The organism is Pseudomonas sp. McL0111, assembly GCF_052567255.1.
On the sequence record NZ_CP199585.1, the window covers coordinates 2,752,831 to 2,767,980 of the forward strand.

Here is a 15,150-nt window from a genome sequence, read left to right on the forward strand (position 1 = left end):
TTTTTATGCTCCAAGGCTGGGAGAAGCGCGGGCAATGACCCGCATGTGATGGTCAGGAGGTTCATGTGAACAAGTCGTTGCTGGTTGGTGCGGTACTGGGTGCTGTCGGTGTGACTGCCGGGGGCGCTGTTGCCACCTACAGCCTGGTTAAAAGCGGCCCTGAGTATGCGCAAGTGCTGGCCGTTGAACCGGTCAAAACACAAATCAAGACTCCACGTGAAGTGTGCAAGGACGTTGCAGTAACCCGTCAGGCGCCGGTCAAGGATCAACACCAGATCATGGGTACGGTGCTCGGCGCGGTTGGCGGTGGTCTGCTGGGTAATATGGTTGGCGGCGGTAATGGCAAGAAAATCGCCACCGTGGCTGGTGCAGTCGGTGGTGGTTACGCCGGTAACAAAGTGCAGGAAGGTATGCAGAATCGCGATACCTACACCACTACCCAGACTCGCTGTAACACCGTGAACGACATCAGCGACAAGGTTGTCGGTTACGACGTGCGTTATTCGCTGGATGGCAAGGAAGGCAAGGTGCGTATGGATCGCGATCCGGGCAACCAGATTCCGGTCGACAAGGAAGGCAAGCTGGTACTGTCGCAGGCTCAGCCGGGTCAATAATCGGTTCATGCCTGTAAAAAGAAGCACCTTTCGGGGTGCTTTTTTGTGCCCGCGATTTCAGTTTTTACGCTGTCCCTGTAGGAGTGAGCTTGCTCGCGATGGCGATGTACCAGTCGATATAAATGTTGACTGAGAAACCGCTATCGCGAGCAGGCTCACTCCTACAGGGGGCGGGGGGTGATGTTGAATTGCAAAGATAAAAAAAGCACCCCGAAGGGTGCTTTTTTGTGTCGCTCGAAGCTTAGCGCTTCAGCGAAGCTGGCAGGTGCGGCTGGATCGCCGTCAGAACTGCCTTGAAGCATTTGGTGTTGCCGGCAACGATGTGGCCTTTTTCAAGGAAATCGTGACCGCCGGTGAAATCGCTCACCAGGCCGCCAGCTTCTTGAATCAGCAGTGCGCCTGCAGCCATGTCCCACTCGGACAGGCCCGACTCCCAGAAGGCGTCGAAGCGGCCGGCGGCCACGTAAGCCAGGTCCAGGCTTGCCGAACCGGCGCGGCGGATGCCGGCAGTCTGGCCAACCAGAGCGCGGAACATGCCCAGATAGTTTTCCAGGTTGTCCATCTGATCGTCACGGAACGGGAAGCCGGTACCCAGCAGGGCGCCGTCAAGGCTGGTGCGACCGCTGACGCGCAGACGACGACCGTTCAGTTGAGCGCCGCGACCACGGCTGGCGGTGAATTCTTCCTGGCGAACCGGGTCCAGAACCACTGCGTGTTCCAGGCGGCCACGGTATTTGCAGGCAATGCTGACAGCAAAGTGCGGGATGCCGCGCAGGAAGTTGGTGGTACCGTCGAGTGGGTCGATGATCCACAGGTATTCTTCGCCTTCGATGCCGGTGCCAGCGTGCAGGCCGGTTTCTTCACCGCGGATCGAGTGGTTCGGGTACGCCTTGCGCAGGGCGTCGATGATTTTCTGCTCAGCAGCGCGATCAACCTCGGATACGTAATCCTTGGCGTCTTTTTCGTCGACCTTGATGGTATCCAGGCGCTCGATGGAGCGGAAGATCAGTTCACTGGCGCTGCGGGCGGCGCGCAGCGCGATATTCAGCATGGGCTGCATGGATGTGTCACCTAAGGTTGTTAAAGAAAGCCGGGCATTCTATCAGAACTTTTCTTCAGGTGAAGGTCACTGTTCGCTTTCATAGCTTAACGGTAGGCTGTTCTGTAAGATTTGCTCCCCTTTCCCGTGTCCGAGAACGCCTCCCGTGCTGCAAAATATTCGTGTCGTCCTGGTCAATACCAGCCACCCCGGCAATATCGGTGGGGCCGCGCGCGCCATGAAGAACATGGGTTTGTCGCGGCTGGTGCTGGTCGAACCGCGTCTGTTCCCGCATCACGAAGCCGATGCGCGCGCTTCGGGTGCCGGGGACATCCTTGAAAACGCACAAGTCGTCGCCACTCTGGAAGATGCCTTGGTCGGCTGCAATCTGGTGCTCGGAACCAGTGCTCGCGACCGGCGAATTCCGTGGCCGCTGCTCGATCCCCGCGAATGCGGGACCAAAGTGGTCGAGGAAGCAGGGCAGGATGCACAGATCGCGTTGGTGTTCGGTCGTGAAGATTCCGGCCTGACCAATGAAGAGCTGCAGCGATGTCACTTTCACGTACACATTCCCTCCGACCCTGAATTCAGTTCGCTGAACCTCGGGGCGGCGGTGCAGGTGTTGAGCTATGAAGTGCGTATGGCGTGGCTGGCCTCGCAGGGTCAGCCGACCAAGCTTGAGAAAGAGGAAGTGGCCTCGGTGAAAAGCGCCGAGTTGGCGACCATGGATGAGCTGGAGCGATTCTATGAGCACCTCGAGCAGACCCTGGTGGCCATCGAATTCCTCGATCCGGAAAAGCCACGGCACTTGATGGCGCGCCTGCGCCGGTTGTACGGACGCAGCTCGGTCAGCCGGGCAGAAATGAATATTTTGCGTGGCATCCTCACGGAAACCCAAAAAGCGGCCCGTGGTGAGCTTCTTAATCGGAAGGATTAATGATGTTTGAGCGTTTGCGTGAAGATATCCAAAGCGTATTCCATCGAGACCCGGCGGCGCGTAACGCTTTTGAAGTCCTGACTTGCTACCCCGGGATGCATGCGATCTGGATTCACCGCCTGGCCGGGATGCTCTGGCGCAACGAGCTGAAATGGCTGGCGCGGCTGGTATCGAACTTCGGTCGCTGGTTGACCGGGATCGAGATTCATCCGGGTGCGAAAGTCGGGCGTCGCTTCTTCATCGACCATGGTATGGGCATCGTCATTGGTGAAACCGCTGAGATCGGCGATGACGTCACCATTTATCAGGGTGTGACCCTGGGCGGTACCAGCTGGAATAAAGGCAAGCGTCACCCGACTTTGGGTGATGGCGTGGTAGTGGGGGCGGGCGCCAAGGTGCTTGGCCCGTTCACGGTTGGCGCGGGTGCCAAGGTTGGTTCGAATGCCGTGGTTACCAAGGAAGTACCGCCGGGTGCCACTGTCGTGGGTATTCCCGGGCGAATCATCGTCAAATCCGATGAGGAGCAGGATGCCAAGCGCAAGGCGATGGCCGAGAAGATCGGTTTCGATGCCTATGGTGTCAGCGAAGACATGCCCGACCCGGTGGCGCGAGCCATTGGTCAGCTGCTCGATCACCTGCAGGCGGTCGATGGTCGTCTGGAGGGGATGTGCGGCGCACTGAAGGATCTGGGCAGTAATTACTGTGCGAAAGATCTGCCTGAGCTGCGCGAAGAAGACTTCGCCTGCGTAAAGGGCAAGGACGAAACCAAGGCTCACTGATACCCCTGGTCCCTTGTAGGAGCTGCCGCAGGCTGCGATCTTTTGATTTTGCTCTTTATAAGATCAAGGATTGCAGTCTGCGGCTCCTGCAAAGGCATCCGGCGGTCGATGTGCCATTAAGTCGCAGACCCTGCTATCATTCGCGCGCTCTTTTGCGGGTAAACCCGACTAAAGCACTAGGTCTTATAGTTGACTTAAATGCTCGGGAATTGCATACTCCCGCCCATTCCGAACTCCGTGGTAATTGTCCATGCGACTGACTACAAAAGGCCGATACGCCGTGACCGCCATGCTTGACCTGGCGTTGCACGCGCAGCACGGGCCGGTGTCTCTGGCCGATATCTCCGAGCGCCAAGGCATCTCCCTGTCCTACCTCGAACAGCTTTTCGCCAAGCTGCGCCGCAGCAACCTGGTTTCCAGCGTTCGCGGTCCGGGTGGTGGCTACCAGTTGTCCCGCGACATGCAGGGCATTCAGGTGGCTCAGGTGATCGATGCGGTGAACGAATCGGTCGATGCCACCAAGTGCCAGGGCCAGGGCGATTGCCATTCCGGTGACACCTGCCTGACCCATCACCTGTGGTGCGACCTGAGCCTGCAGATTCACGAATTTCTAAGTGGTATCAGCTTGGCTGATCTTGTGACTCGCCGTGAGGTGCAAGAAGTAGCCCAGCGTCAGGACCAGCGCCGTTGCAACAGCAAGGCGCCACGCCTGGACAAGATTGAAGCGTCCGCCGTCGAATGACAGCCGAAGAGCTACTAGCGGCACGCCAGCCCTGATTTAGGAGATAGTCCATGAAATTGCCGATTTACCTTGATTACTCTGCGACCACCCCGGTTGATCCGCGTGTTGCGCAAAAAATGAGTGAATGCCTGCTGGTCGACGGAAACTTCGGTAACCCGGCGTCCCGTTCCCACGTGTTCGGCTGGAAAGCTGAAGAGTCCGTCGAAAACGCCCGTCGTCAGGTGGCCGATCTGGTCAACGCCGACCCGCGTGAAATCGTCTGGACTTCGGGTGCTACCGAATCCGACAACCTGGCAATCAAGGGTGCGGCACATTTCTATGCCTCCAAGGGCAAGCACCTGATCACCACCAAGATTGAGCACAAGGCTGTCCTCGACACCATGCGCCAACTGGAGCGTGAAGGTTTCGAAGTGACTTACCTCGAGCCTCAGACCGATGGTCTGATCACTCCGGCAATGATCGAAGCTGCACTGCGCGAAGACACCATTCTGGTGTCGGTAATGCACGTGAACAACGAAATCGGCACCGTCAACGACATCGCCGCCATCGGCGAGTTGCTGCGTTCGAAGGGCATCCTGTTCCACGTCGACGCTGCTCAGTCCACTGGCAAGGTCGAGATCGACCTGCAGAAGCTGAAAGTCGACATGATGTCGTTCTCTGCCCACAAGACCTACGGCCCTAAAGGCATCGGCGCACTGTACGTAAGCCGCAAGCCGCGTGTTCGTATCGAAGCGACCATGCATGGTGGCGGTCACGAACGTGGCATGCGTTCCGGCACTCTGGCGACTCACCAGATCGTCGGCATGGGTGAGGCTTTCCGCGTCGCCAAAGAAGACATGGCTGCTGAAAACGTGCGCATCAAAGCCTTGAGCGACCGTTTCTACAAGCAGGTCGAGCATCTGGAAGAGCTTTACGTCAACGGCAGCATGACCGCCCGCGTTCCGCACAACCTGAACCTGAGCTTCAACTACGTTGAAGGCGAGTCGTTGATCATGGCACTCAAGGATCTGGCTGTGTCGTCCGGCTCGGCTTGCACCTCGGCGTCGCTTGAGCCTTCGTACGTACTGCGCGCCCTGGGCCGCAACGACGAACTGGCACACAGCTCGATCCGTTTCACCTTCGGTCGTTTCACCACCGAAGAAGAAATCGACTACGCCGCGCAGAAAGTCTGCGAGGCCGTTACCAAGCTGCGCGCTTTATCGCCGCTGTGGGACATGTACAAAGACGGTGTCGACATTTCGAAAATCGAGTGGGCGGCACACTGATTTCAAGTCGCCGCGAACCGGCCCTGTGACTGAAGGTTGCAGGGCTTAAAGAGCGACTCTCTGATGAGTGAGGATTAAGCATCATGGCTTACAGCGAAAAGGTCATCGACCACTACGAAAACCCGCGCAACGTCGGCAAGATGAACGCGGAAGATCCTGATGTCGGCACCGGCATGGTCGGCGCGCCGGCTTGCGGCGACGTTATGCGCCTGCAAATCAAGGTTAACGAACAAGGCATCATCGAAGACGCCAAGTTCAAGACCTACGGCTGCGGTTCGGCAATCGCTTCCAGCTCCCTCGCCACCGAGTGGATGAAGGGCAAGACCCTGGACGAAGCTGAAACCATCAAGAACACTCAGCTGGCTGAAGAACTGGCCCTGCCGCCGGTGAAAATTCACTGCTCGGTACTCGCTGAAGACGCTATCAAAGCGGCTGTTCGCGACTACAAGCAGAAGAAAGGCTTGATCTAAGCATTGGGCGACGAGTAAGGAGTCAACGATGGCTATCAGCATGACAGAAGCGGCTGCTCGACACGTGCGACGCTCCCTCGACGGGCGCGGCAAAGGTGAAGGGATTCGTCTGGGTGTTCGCACCACAGGCTGTTCCGGCCTTGCCTACGTGCTGGAGTTTGTCGACGAGGTGGTTGCAGAGGATCAGGTGTTCGAGAGTCACGGCGAAAAAGTGATTATCGACCCGAAAAGCCTGTCCTACCTGGACGGCACCGAGCTCGATTTCGTCAAGGAAGGGTTGAACGAAGGCTTCAAGTTCAACAACCCCAACGTACGCGGTGAATGTGGCTGCGGCGAAAGCTTCAACATCTGAGGCTTGTCGTGGGTATTCCTTGTCATTTCGCTTTATTCGAGCTGCAACCGAGCTTTCGTCTGGATCTCGAGCAGTTGGCCACGCGCTATCGTGAGTTGGCGCGCGGTGTTCATCCTGACCGTTTTGCCGACGCTTCCGAGCGTGAGCAGCGGTCAGCGCTCGAGCAGTCCGCACGACTCAATGACGCCTATCAGACGCTCAAGAGTCCGCCCCAGCGCGCACGCTACCTGCTGACCATCAGCGGGCAGGAAGTGCCGATGGAGGTCACGGTCCATGACCCCGAGTTTCTTTTGCAGCAGATGCAATGGCGCGAAGAGCTCGAAGACCTCCAGGACAGTGCAGACCTTGATGGTGTCGCGGTGTTCAAGCGGCGCTTGAAAGTCGCCCAGGAAGAGCTGAACGAAAGCTTCGCAGCCTGTTGGGATGATGCAGCGCAGCGCGAACAGGCCGAACGCCTGATGCGTCGCATGCAGTTCCTCGACAAGCTCACCTACGAAGTGCGCCAGTTAGAAGAGCGCCTCGACGATTAACCCAGTGCCGCTCCGGTCGCACGCCTGATATACAGATAAGTCCTGATCACGATGGCCCTACTGCAGATCGCCGAACCCGGCCAAAGTCCTCAACCGCACCAGCGTCGTCTGGCTGTGGGGATCGACTTGGGTACTACCAATTCGCTGGTCGCTGCGTTGCGCAGTGGTCTTTCCGAACCGCTTGCCGACGCCAACGGTCAGGTCATCCTGCCGTCCGCCGTGCGTTATCACGCCGATCGCGTCGAGGTTGGCGAGTCGGCCAAGCTGGCGGCGTCCTCCGATCCTTTGAACACCGTGCTGTCGGTCAAGCGCTTGATGGGTCGTGGTCTGTCCGACGTCAAGCAATTGGGCGAGCAACTGCCATACCGCTTTGTCGGTGGCGAGTCGCACATGCCGTTCATCGATACCATTCAGGGCCCGAAAAGCCCGGTCGAAGTCTCCGCCGATATCCTTAAAGTGCTGCGTCAGCGTGCTGAAGCGACCTTGGGTGGCGAACTGGTTGGCGCGGTGATCACCGTTCCCGCCTATTTCGACGATGCTCAGCGCCAGGCCACCAAGGATGCGGCGAAGCTAGCCGGTCTGAACGTATTGCGTCTGCTCAACGAGCCGACCGCTGCCGCCGTGGCCTATGGTCTGGATCAGCATGCCGAAGGCCTGGTCGCGATTTATGACCTGGGTGGCGGTACTTTCGATATTTCGATTCTACGTCTGACCGGCGGTGTTTTCGAGGTTCTGGCTACTGGTGGCGACAGCGCGCTGGGTGGCGATGACTTCGATCACGCGATTGCTGGCTGGATTATCGAGAGCGCGGGCCTGTCCGCCGATCTCGATCCGGGCGCACAACGCAATCTGCTGCAAACCGCTTGCGCGGCCAAAGAAGCGCTGACCGATGCCGCGGCTGTTGAAGTCGCCTACGGTGACTGGAAAGCGCAGCTGACTCGCGAAGCCTTCGACGCGCTGATCGAGCCAATGGTCGCCCGCAGCCTGAAAGCCTGCCGCCGCGCGGTTCGTGATTCCGGTATCGAGCTGGATGAAGTGCATGCGGTGGTCATGGTCGGCGGTTCGACTCGTGTGCCGCGTGTTCGCGAAGCGGTAGCCGAAGCCTTTGGTCGTCAGCCGTTGACTGAAATCGATCCGGATCAAGTGGTGGCCATCGGTGCCGCGATCCAGGCCGATACACTCGCTGGCAACAAGCGCGATGGCGGCGAACTGCTGCTGCTCGACGTGATTCCGCTGTCCCTGGGGCTGGAAACCATGGGCGGTCTGATGGAGAAGGTGATTCCGCGCAACACCACCATCCCTGTCGCTCGTGCACAAGATTTCACTACTTATAAAGACGGCCAGTCGGCCATGGCGATCCACGTATTGCAGGGCGAGCGCGAGCTGATCAGCGACTGCCGTTCGTTGGCGCGCTTTGAGCTGCGTGGCATCCCGGCGATGGTCGCGGGTGCAGCGAAGATTCGCGTGACCTTCCAGGTCGATGCCGACGGTCTGCTCAGCGTTTCCGCCCGTGAACTGGGTTCGGGCGTTGAGGCGAGCATTCAGGTCAAACCGTCCTACGGTCTGACTGATGGCGAAATTGCCAAGATGCTCAAGGATTCGTTCCAGCACGCCAATGACGACAAGGTTGCCCGCGTTCTGCGCGAGCAGCAGGTTGATGCGCAGCGCCTGGTTGAAGCTGTGCAGGGTGCTCTGGAGGTTGATGGCGAGCGCTTGCTCGACGCCGAAGAGCGCATGGTCATCGACATGCAGGTGCAGGAACTGATCGAACTGATGAAAGGTACCGATGGTTACGCCATCGAGCAGCAGACCAAGCGTCTGTCGCAAGTGACCGATGCTTTTGCTGCCCGCCGCATGGATCTGACGGTGAAAGCCGCTCTGTCGGGGCGCAATCTGAATGAAATCGAGGATATCTGATGCCGCAGGTCATTTTTCTGCCACACGAGAAGTTCTGCCCGGACGGCATGGTTGTTGACGCCGCGCCCGGGACTTCTATTCTCGAGCTGGCACACGAACACCACATCGAGATGGAAAGCGCCTGCGGCGGCGTCTGCGCCTGTACCACTTGTCACTGCATCATCCGCGAGGGTTTTGACTCGATGGAAGAGGCTGACGAACTGGAAGAAGACTTTCTTGACCGCGCCTGGGGTCTGGAAGCGCAATCGCGTCTGGCCTGTCAGGCTATCGTAGGTGAAGAAGACATCACCGTCGAAATCCCGAAATATTCGCTTAACCATGCGGCTGAAGCGCCGCACTGACTGGTAAGACTGTCATGAGCTACGGTTGGAATGATGTTCAACGCATTGCAGAAGAATTGGCTGAGGCCAAGCCGGGTGTAGACCCGTTTTCTGTCAACTTCGTCGAATTGCAGCAATGGATCAAAGACCTGCCGGACTTCGACAATACCTCTGGTCGTGTAGGCGAGAAGGTGTTGGAAGCAGTTCAGGCTCTCTGGGCCGACGAATTAGACTGATCGTCCCCGCAGGTTAGGCAATACCCAAGAACCCGCGTATAATTCGCGGGTTTAATTTTTCGCAAATTACCGTTTCTGGAGTTACACCATGGCTGTTCAACGTACTTTCTCCATCATCAAGCCTGACGCAGTTGCAAAAAACGTTATCGGCGAGATCACCACTCGTTTCGAAAAAGCTGGCCTGCGCGTTGTAGCTTCGAAACTGAAGCAACTGTCCAAAGCTGAAGCTGAAGGCTTCTACGCTGAGCACAGCGCTCGTGGTTTCTTCGGCGACCTGGTTGCTTTCATGATCTCCGGTCCTGTTGTTGTTCAGGTTCTGGAAGGCGAAAACGCTATCGCTCTGAACCGTGAGCTGATGGGCGCTACCAACCCTAAAGAAGCTGCTGCCGGCACCATCCGTGCTGACTTCGCTGATTCCATCGACGCCAACGCTGTTCACGGTTCGGACTCCGAAGCCGCAGCTGCTCGTGAAATCTCGTACTTCTTCGCAGCTACTGAAGTAACCACTCGCTAAGCATTGGCTTAAGAGTGAAGGTGAATCCATGACTACATCGACTGTTAAAACTAACCTGCTGGGTCTGACTCAGCTGGAAATGGAAAAATTCTTCGACTCAATCGGGGAGAAGCGTTTCCGTGCCGGTCAGGTAATGAAATGGATTCACCATTTTGGTGTCGATGATTTCGACGCCATGACGAACGTCAGCAAGGCCTTGCGCGACAAGCTCAAGGTTATTGCTGAGGTCCGTGGTCCGGAAGTGGTCAGCGAGGACATCTCCACCGACGGCACCCGTAAATGGGTGGTGCGTGTGGCGTCCGGCAGCTGCGTCGAGACCGTTTACATTCCCCAGGGCAAGCGCGGCACTCTGTGCGTTTCGTCCCAGGCAGGCTGTGCCCTGGATTGCAGTTTCTGCTCCACCGGCAAGCAAGGCTTCAATAGCAACCTCACCGCCGCCGAAGTCATCGGTCAGGTGTGGATTGCCAACAAATCCTTTGGCAGCGTCCCGGCAACCGTCGACCGTGCCATCACCAACGTGGTGATGATGGGCATGGGTGAGCCGCTGCTGAACTTCGACAACGTCGTCGCCGCCATGCATCTGATGATGGATGACCTCGGCTACGGGATCTCCAAGCGCCGCGTGACCCTGTCCACGTCGGGTGTGGTGCCGATGATCGATGAGCTGGCCAAGCACATCGACGTATCCCTGGCGTTGTCCCTGCACGCACCGAATGACGCATTGCGTAACCAATTGGTGCCGATCAACAAGAAATATCCGCTTAAGATGCTTCTCGAGTCGTGCCAGCGCTACATGTCCGCCCTTGGCGAGAAACGTGTGCTGACCATCGAGTACACCTTGCTCAAGGACATCAACGATAAAGTTGAGCATGCGGTGGAAATGATCGAGCTGCTGAAGAACATTCCGTGCAAGATCAACCTGATCCCGTTCAACCCGTTCCCGCATTCCGGGTACGAGCGGCCGAGCAACAATGCCATCCGCCGGTTCCAGGATCAGTTGCATCAGGCCGGTTTCAACGTCACTGTCCGTACCACCCGTGGTGAAGACATCGACGCGGCATGTGGTCAATTGGTAGGGCAGGTGCTGGATCGCACCCGTCGCAGCGAACGTTACATCGCCGTGCGTGAGTTGAACGCCGACAGCGATCTGGCACAGAACGCCGCGAACACTAACTAAGAGAGGATCTCTATGTCCCTGCGCTTTGCGCTGCTGTTGCTGTTGGCCAGCCTGTGTGCTGGTTGTGTCCTGTCGGGTGACTACAACCCGATGAAGACCAGCAAGGGCCGCGATGAAGCGCGGGCTGCCTACGTGCAGTTGGGGCTGGGATACCTGCAGCAGGGCATGACCGAACGGGCCAAGGTGCCTTTGAAGAAGGCGCTGGATCTGGACAGTTCGGACCCTGACGCCAACGCAGCTCTGGGGTTGGTGTTTCAGGCCGAGATGGAACCGAAACTGGCTGACGAGCACTTCCGCAAAGCTTTGTCCTCCCGTCCCGGCGATGCCCGCACCCTCAATAATTACGGCAGTTTTCTCTACGAAGAAAAGCGATACAAGGAAGCCTACGAGCGTTTTGAACAGGCGGCCGCCGATACCCTGTATCCTGAGCGTTCTCGCGTGTTCGAGAACCTTGGCATGACAGCGTCGAAGCTCGGCCAGCGTGATCTGGCTCAGCAGCAACTGGAAAAAGCCCTGCGACTGAACCGTCAACAACCGCGTGCTTTGCTGGAAATGGCTGAGTTGTCCTTCGAAGACAGGCATTATGTGCCCGCACGTGACTATTACGACCGTTTCAGCCAGTTGTCCGAACAAAATGCACGTAGTCTGTTGCTCGGCGTTCGGCTGGCAAAAGTGTTTGAAGATCGCGACAAGGCCGCCAGTGCGGGCCTGCAATTAAAACGACTCTATCCCGGTACGCCGGAATATCAGCAATACCTGTCGGAGCAATGATGAAAGCGGCGCATCCCGAAGTTGTAGCAGCGAATCGCGTTAACCCCGGTGAGACCTTGCGCCAGGCCCGCGAAAGCAATGGCTGGTCGCTGGCCGAAGTGGCCCTCAAGCTCAACCTTACCGTGACTTCCCTGAGCAATCTTGAAGCTGGCGCTTTCGACAAGTTGCCGGGGCATACCTTTGCTCGCGGCTATATCCGCGCCTATGCCAAATTGCTCGGCATGGATCAGACCGCTCTGGTTCAGCAGTTCGACCAATCCACTGGCACCGACTCTCAGGGCAGCAACGTGCACGCCTTGGGCCGCATCGAAGAGCCGGTGCGGGTTTCCCACACTATTTTGCGTATCGTCAGCCTGTTGTTGCTGATTGCGGTCATCGGCGGTGGTTTTGTCTGGTGGCAGGATCAGACTTCGCAGCGCACCAAGGACCTGATCGGTCTGACGCCGGAGCACGTTGAAGTCGAAGGCGCCGACGGTACTACCCAGATTCATCCGCTGGACGAGCCGGAAGACCAGGCTGTCGCGGAAGGTCAGGCCGAGGGCGCGACCGCTCTGGCACTGCCACAATCGGAAACCGCTGCTGAAGCGCCGGCCGAGGCGACTGCCACTGCACCAGCCACGCCAGCGCCAAGCACTACGCCTGCTGCTCCGGTACATACTCCGGCGCCAGTCGTTGCCAGCCCGGCGACTTCGGCCCCATCCGTTCCGTCCACGCCAGCACCGACCATTACCGCTCCGGTAGTTCCGGCTGCTCCTGTGCCAGCCGCCGCGCCGGTTGCCGGTGAAGGTCAGGTTCAGGTGCAGTTCGTTGCCGATTGCTGGACTCAAGTTACCGATGGCAGCGGCAAAGTGCTGTTCAGCGGTCTGAAGCGCAAGGGCGACAGCCTGGCCGTCAATGGCAAGCCGCCCTTCGCGGTGCGTCTGGGCTATGCCCGTGGCGCGCAGATCAGCTACAACGGCCAGCCGGTCGATGTCACTCCGTTCACCAGTGGCGAGACTGCTCGCCTGAAGTTGGGTCAATAAGTCATGCACGGCGAATCTCCAATCAAACGTCGCGTCTCGCGCAAGATCTGGGTCGGTAACGTGCCTGTCGGCGGCGATGCGCCTATCGCTGTGCAGAGCATGACCAACAGCGACACCAATGATGTCGCTGCCACCGTTGCGCAGATCAATCGTCTGGAAGCTGCTGGCGTCGACATCGTGCGTATCTCGGTGCCGGACATGGACGCTGCCGAAGCGTTCGGCAAGATCAAGCAATTGGTCAAAGTGCCGCTGGTTGCCGACATTCACTTCGACTACAAGATCGCCTTGCGTGTAGCCGAGCTGGGTGTGGATTGCCTGCGGATCAATCCGGGCAACATTGGTCGTGAAGACCGTGTGCGTGCTGTGGTTGATGCGGCGCGTGATCGCGGGATTCCGATCCGGATCGGCGTCAACGCCGGTTCCCTGGAAAAAGACCTGCAAAAGAAATACGGCGAACCGACCCCGGCTGCACTGGTCGAGTCCGCATTGCGTCACGTTGAACACCTTGAGCGCCTGAATTTCCAGGACTTCAAGGTCAGCGTGAAGGCTTCCGACGTGTTCATGGCCGTCGAAGCCTATCGCTTGCTGGCAAAAGAAATCGTCCAGCCGCTGCACCTTGGCATCACCGAAGCCGGTGGATTGCGTTCGGGCACAGTGAAATCCGCCGTGGGCCTAGGTATGCTGCTCGCCGAAGGGATTGGCGATACTATCCGCATCTCGCTGGCGGCCGATCCGGTCGAGGAAGTGAAGGTCGGTTACGACATTCTCAAGTCTTTGCATCTGCGTTCCCGTGGGATCAACTTCATCGCCTGCCCGAGCTGCTCGCGGCAGAACTTCGATGTGGTCAAGACCATGAACGAGCTGGAAGGGCGCCTTGAAGACCTGCTGGTGCCGCTGGATGTCGCGGTGATCGGTTGTGTGGTCAACGGCCCCGGCGAAGCCAAGGAAGCCCATATCGGCTTGACTGGCGGCACGCCAAACCTGATTTACATCGACGGCAAGCCGGCGCAGAAACTGACGAATGACAATCTGGTGGATGAGCTTGAACGCTTGATCCGCCAGAAAGCGGCCGAGAAGGTCGAAGCTGACGCAGCGGTAATCGCGCGCGGCTGACCCTGACTGCAGAGCCGAACGAATTTAAGGATTTATTGTGAGTAAGTCATTGCAAGCCATTCGTGGCATGAACGACATCCTGCCCGAACAGACCCCGCTGTGGCGTTATTTCGAAGGCACCGTCTCGCGCCTGCTGGATAACTACGGTTACAAGCAGATCCGCATGCCGATCGTTGAGTTCACCGATCTGTTCAAGCGTTCGATCGGCGAAGTCACCGACATCGTCGAAAAAGAGATGTACACCTTCGAAGACCGTAACGGCGACTCCCTGACCCTGCGTCCGGAAGGCACCGCGGCCTGCGTTCGTGCCGTACTTGAACACGGCATCACCGGTGGTGGCCAGGTTCAGAAACTCTGGTACATCGGCCCGATGTTCCGTCACGAGCGTCCGCAAAAAGGTCGTTATCGCCAGTTCCACCAGATCGGTCTGGAAGTGTTCAACCTCGACGGCCCGGATATTGATGCCGAGCTGATCGTGATGACCTGGCGCCTGTGGGGCGAGCTGGGTATCCGTGATGCGGTCAAGCTTGAGCTGAACAGCCTCGGCACCAGCGAGTCCCGTGCCCGTTATCGTGATGCGCTGGTCGAGTACCTCTCGGCGCACCTCGACAAACTGGACGAAGACAGCCAGCGTCGCCTGAAAACCAACCCGTTGCGCGTGCTCGACACCAAAAATGCCGACACGCAGGCTGTGCTGGTTGATGCGCCGAAAATGGCCGACTACCTCGACGACGAGTCTCGCGTGCACTTCGAAGGCCTCAAGGCGCGTCTGGATGCCGTCGGCATTCCTTACGTCCTGAACCCGAAGCTGGTTCGCGGTCTGGATTACTACAGCAAAACCGTTTTCGAATGGGTCACCGACAAACTCGGTGCCCAGGGCACTGTCTGCGCGGGCGGTCGTTACGACGGCCTGGTCGAGCAGATGGGCGGCAAGCCAACCTCGGGCGTCGGTTTCGCCATGGGTATCGAGCGTCTGGTGTTGATGCTCGAAACCCTCGAGCAGATCCCGGAAGAAATCTCCCGTCAGGTCGACGTCTACCTCTGCGCCTTCGGCGAAGAGGCTGAACTGGCCGGTCTGGCTCTGGCTGAACGTGTACGCGATCAACTTCCAAACCTGCGTCTGCAAGTCAATGCCGGCGCCGGCAGCTTCAAGAGCCAATTCAAGAAAGCCGACAAGAGCGGTGCGCTGTACGCACTGATCCTCGGTGACGACGAAATGGCCCAGCAAGTGGTAGGTTTCAAACCCCTGCGTGGCCAGGGCGAACAACAAAGCATTGCCTGGGATGCACTCGCTGCGCACCTGGCCACCTGCGTCGTGCAGGGTTGAAGCTGTCAAACAGCCGAATTAGCGA

General features: G+C 58.2%; 18 protein-coding genes. 17 read left to right on the forward strand and 1 reads right to left on the reverse strand.

Annotation, left to right across the window (positions count from 1 at the left end; genetic code table 11):
* The first annotated feature begins 65 nt into the window (after positions 1 to 65).
* Positions 66 to 614, forward strand: a complete 549-nt coding sequence (locus ACTWLJ_RS12640; RefSeq protein WP_401220781.1) for a glycine zipper 2TM domain-containing protein — start codon at positions 66 to 68, stop codon at positions 612 to 614.
* 241 nt (positions 615 to 855) lie between these two features.
* On the opposite strand, the gene suhB is transcribed toward ACTWLJ_RS12640, so the two are convergent.
* Positions 856 to 1,674, reverse strand: a complete 819-nt coding sequence (gene suhB / locus ACTWLJ_RS12645) for a type III secretion system regulator SuhB (RefSeq protein WP_034156254.1) — start codon at positions 1,672 to 1,674, stop codon at positions 856 to 858.
* A 145-nt stretch (positions 1,675 to 1,819) separates the two neighbouring features.
* Between suhB and trmJ the strand changes: the two genes are divergently transcribed.
* The 16 genes from trmJ (at position 1,820) to hisS (ending at position 15,125) form a co-directional block, all read left to right on the forward strand.
* The gene (gene trmJ, locus ACTWLJ_RS12650) at positions 1,820 to 2,590 is read left to right on the forward strand and encodes a tRNA (cytosine(32)/uridine(32)-2'-O)-methyltransferase TrmJ (RefSeq protein WP_401220786.1); all 771 of its coding nucleotides are present in this window, start codon (positions 1,820 to 1,822) and stop codon (positions 2,588 to 2,590) included.
* Positions 2,591 to 2,592: 2 nt separating this feature from the next.
* Positions 2,593 to 3,369: a serine O-acetyltransferase gene (gene cysE / locus ACTWLJ_RS12655; protein ID WP_445181038.1), complete on the forward strand. Its 777-nt coding sequence runs from the start codon at positions 2,593 to 2,595 to the stop codon at positions 3,367 to 3,369.
* Between the two features lie 250 nt (positions 3,370 to 3,619).
* Entirely contained in the window at positions 3,620 to 4,111 is a 492-nt protein-coding gene (gene iscR / locus ACTWLJ_RS12660; protein ID WP_003227911.1) for a Fe-S cluster assembly transcriptional regulator IscR, read from the forward strand.
* Between the two features lie 50 nt (positions 4,112 to 4,161).
* Positions 4,162 to 5,376, forward strand: coding sequence for an IscS subfamily cysteine desulfurase (locus ACTWLJ_RS12665; protein ID WP_401220794.1), 1,215 nt, complete (start codon positions 4,162 to 4,164; stop codon positions 5,374 to 5,376).
* An 83-nt stretch (positions 5,377 to 5,459) separates the two neighbouring features.
* The gene (gene iscU, locus ACTWLJ_RS12670; RefSeq protein WP_007929523.1) at positions 5,460 to 5,846 is read left to right on the forward strand and encodes a Fe-S cluster assembly scaffold IscU; all 387 of its coding nucleotides are present in this window, start codon (positions 5,460 to 5,462) and stop codon (positions 5,844 to 5,846) included.
* 28 nt (positions 5,847 to 5,874) lie between these two features.
* Positions 5,875 to 6,198 carry an iron-sulfur cluster assembly protein IscA gene (gene iscA / locus ACTWLJ_RS12675; protein WP_028620147.1) on the forward strand — a complete coding sequence of 108 codons (324 nt, stop codon included), beginning with the start codon at positions 5,875 to 5,877 and terminating at the stop codon, positions 6,196 to 6,198.
* A gap of 8 nt (positions 6,199 to 6,206) precedes the next feature.
* Positions 6,207 to 6,728, forward strand: coding sequence for a co-chaperone HscB (gene hscB, locus ACTWLJ_RS12680; RefSeq protein WP_445181039.1), 522 nt, complete (start codon positions 6,207 to 6,209; stop codon positions 6,726 to 6,728).
* 51 nt (positions 6,729 to 6,779) lie between these two features.
* A complete protein-coding gene (gene hscA, locus ACTWLJ_RS12685; RefSeq protein WP_445181040.1) occupies positions 6,780 to 8,645 on the forward strand; it encodes a Fe-S protein assembly chaperone HscA in 1,866 nt (621 codons plus the stop codon).
* A complete protein-coding gene (fdx, locus tag ACTWLJ_RS12690) occupies positions 8,645 to 8,986 on the forward strand; it encodes an ISC system 2Fe-2S type ferredoxin (RefSeq protein ID WP_401220800.1) in 342 nt (113 codons plus the stop codon). Before hscA ends, fdx begins: the two co-directional genes overlap by 1 nt.
* A 14-nt stretch (positions 8,987 to 9,000) precedes the next feature.
* Entirely contained in the window at positions 9,001 to 9,201 is a 201-nt protein-coding gene (iscX, locus tag ACTWLJ_RS12695) for a Fe-S cluster assembly protein IscX (protein WP_445181041.1), read from the forward strand.
* 88 nt (positions 9,202 to 9,289) lie between these two features.
* The gene (ndk, locus tag ACTWLJ_RS12700) at positions 9,290 to 9,715 is read left to right on the forward strand and encodes a nucleoside-diphosphate kinase (protein WP_007916882.1); all 426 of its coding nucleotides are present in this window, start codon (positions 9,290 to 9,292) and stop codon (positions 9,713 to 9,715) included.
* A 28-nt stretch (positions 9,716 to 9,743) separates the two neighbouring features.
* Positions 9,744 to 10,892, forward strand: a complete 1,149-nt coding sequence (gene rlmN, locus ACTWLJ_RS12705; protein ID WP_445181042.1) for a 23S rRNA (adenine(2503)-C(2))-methyltransferase RlmN — start codon at positions 9,744 to 9,746, stop codon at positions 10,890 to 10,892.
* A gap of 12 nt (positions 10,893 to 10,904) precedes the next feature.
* Positions 10,905 to 11,663, forward strand: coding sequence for a type IV pilus biogenesis/stability protein PilW (gene pilW / locus ACTWLJ_RS12710; RefSeq protein WP_445181043.1), 759 nt, complete (start codon positions 10,905 to 10,907; stop codon positions 11,661 to 11,663).
* Complete coding sequence (locus tag ACTWLJ_RS12715; protein WP_445181044.1) at positions 11,663 to 12,685, forward strand: RodZ domain-containing protein; 1,023 nt, start codon at positions 11,663 to 11,665, stop codon at positions 12,683 to 12,685. The genes pilW and ACTWLJ_RS12715 overlap by 1 nt, the downstream gene beginning before the upstream one ends.
* Positions 12,686 to 12,688: 3 nt before the next feature.
* Positions 12,689 to 13,798: a flavodoxin-dependent (E)-4-hydroxy-3-methylbut-2-enyl-diphosphate synthase gene (gene ispG / locus ACTWLJ_RS12720; RefSeq protein WP_420650571.1), complete on the forward strand. Its 1,110-nt coding sequence runs from the start codon at positions 12,689 to 12,691 to the stop codon at positions 13,796 to 13,798.
* 37 nt (positions 13,799 to 13,835) lie between these two features.
* Complete coding sequence (gene hisS / locus ACTWLJ_RS12725) at positions 13,836 to 15,125, forward strand: histidine--tRNA ligase (protein WP_445181045.1); 1,290 nt, start codon at positions 13,836 to 13,838, stop codon at positions 15,123 to 15,125.
* The last annotated feature ends 25 nt before the right edge of the window (positions 15,126 to 15,150 follow it).